This is a genomic window from Clavibacter sp. MX14-G9D, assembly GCF_032917815.1.
GTDB lineage: Bacteria > Actinomycetota > Actinomycetes > Actinomycetales > Microbacteriaceae > Clavibacter > Clavibacter michiganensis_K.
Genome location: NZ_JAVCVL010000336.1, coordinates 1 through 1,840 on the forward strand (window position 1 = coordinate 1; position 1,840 = coordinate 1,840).

Consider the following 1,840-nt stretch of genomic DNA (forward strand, 5'->3'; position numbering starts at 1 on the left):
CCTGCGCCGCGAGCTGCCGGCGGGCTGACCCGGGCGAGGATCCGTCAGGACGCCGCGGATCGGCCCGCTCCGGCCTCGCCTGCCTCGCCGGCCTCGCTGGTCTCTCCGGCAGCCCCGGCCTCGCCGGCGCCCATGTGCACGGTGCGGTCGACGAGGTCCGCGGGCACCTCCGTGTGGGTGAGCAGCAGGACGCCCCGGCCCCGGTCGCGCGCCGCGGCGAGCACGTCCCGCAGCACGGCCCGGGCCCGTTCGGCGTCGACCCCCGCCGTGGGCTCGTCGAGCACGAGCACCGGGAAGTCGGCGAGGAGGGCGCGCGCCAGGGCGATGCGCTGCGCCTGGCCCCCGGACACGAGGCCGCCGCGGTCGCCGACGCGCGCGTCCAGGCCGCCGCGCTCCGCGGTCCACCCCGCGAGGCCGACCCGGTCGAGCACGGCGACGAGCTCGGTGTCGTCGGCGTCCTCGCGGGCGAAGAGGAGGTTCTGCCGGATGCTCGCGTCGAACAGGTGCGGCGCCTGCTCGCAGAGGCCGACGACGCGGCGGACGGCCGACGGGGGCATCGAGCGCGCGTCCCGCCCGTCGAGGACGTACGTGCCGCCGGATCCGAGGAAGCGGACGAGCGCCGCGGCGAGCGAGGACTTGCCCGATCCGCTCGGTCCGCGCACCACGACGGTCTCCCCCGGCCGCACGACGAGCGACACCGGGGCGAGGGCATCCACCGCGGCGCCCGGCCAGCGCGTCACGAGGTCGCGGATCTCGAGCGTCGCCCCGACGCGTCCGCCGGACCGCCCGTCGGCCGACCGCTCGCGCGACCCTCCGGCCGGCGCGTCGTCGGCGGGAGTAGGTGCGGTCGGCCCCACGGAGTCGGCGACAGCGCCCTCGTCAGGGTCCGCGCCCACGGGCTCCCGCGGGATCTCGGCCGGGATCGTCGCGGGCACCACGCCGGCCACGCGCTCCGCGCTCGTGCGCACGCGCCGCCAGGCCTGGACGGCGAGCGGCACGGACGTCGCGGTCTCGACGAGCGCGAGCGGCACCAGCGCGGCGAGGGCGAGCCATGCCGGGTCGAGGGCCCCGGATGCGAGGCCGGGGACGCCCTGCAGGACGGTCCACGCGGCGACCGCGCCGGTGCCGGCGAGCACGATGCCCGTGGTCGCGCCGGCAGCGGCAGCGTTGCGGAGGACGGCCCGGCGGAGGTCGCCCGCGGCCCGGTCGACCTCGGCGAGCCGGGCGTCCACGGCGCCGTACGCGATCAGCACGTCGAGGCTCCCGACGAGGTCGAGCACGAGGTCCTGCAGCCGCGCCTCGAGCGGCGCGATCCGCGTCTCGGCGCGGCCGGCGAGCGCGGACGTCGCCCCGACCCCGACGACGAGGGAGGCGGCGAGCACGACGAGCAGCGCGATCCCGGCCGGCGGCAGGACCGCCCACACGACGGCGACGCTCGCGACCTGCACGAGCACGGACACGGCCAGCGGCTGCACGACGCGGAGCGGCAGGTCCTGGAGCCGGTCGACGTCGCCGACGAGCCGGGCCAGGAGGTCGCCCCGCCGGGTGTCGCGGAGGCCGGCGGGGGCGAAGGGCAGGATCCGCTCGAAGACGCCCACGCGCAGCGTCGCCAGGGCGCGGAAGGCCGCGTCGTGGCTGGTGAGGCGCTCCAGGTAGCGGAACGCGGCGCGTCCGAGGGCGAACGCGCGGACACCCACGATGGCCATGCCGAGGAAGAGGATGGGCGGCTGCTCGGACGCGCGCGTGATGAGCCAGGCGGAGGTCGCGAGCAGGGCCACGGCCCCGGCCGCGCCGGCGAGGCCCGCGAGCAGGCCGGGCAGCGCGCGGCGCGCGGGCGGCT

The 1,840-nt window shown here is 78.9% G+C and carries 1 protein-coding gene; it reads right to left on the minus strand.

All coding sequences use genetic code 11. The features are described from left to right. Positions 1-44: 44 nt before the first annotated feature. Positions 45-1,840 (minus strand): thiol reductant ABC exporter subunit CydC (cydC, locus tag Q6969_RS15355; protein WP_317231221.1); only part of this gene is annotated, 1,796 nt, incomplete at its 5' end.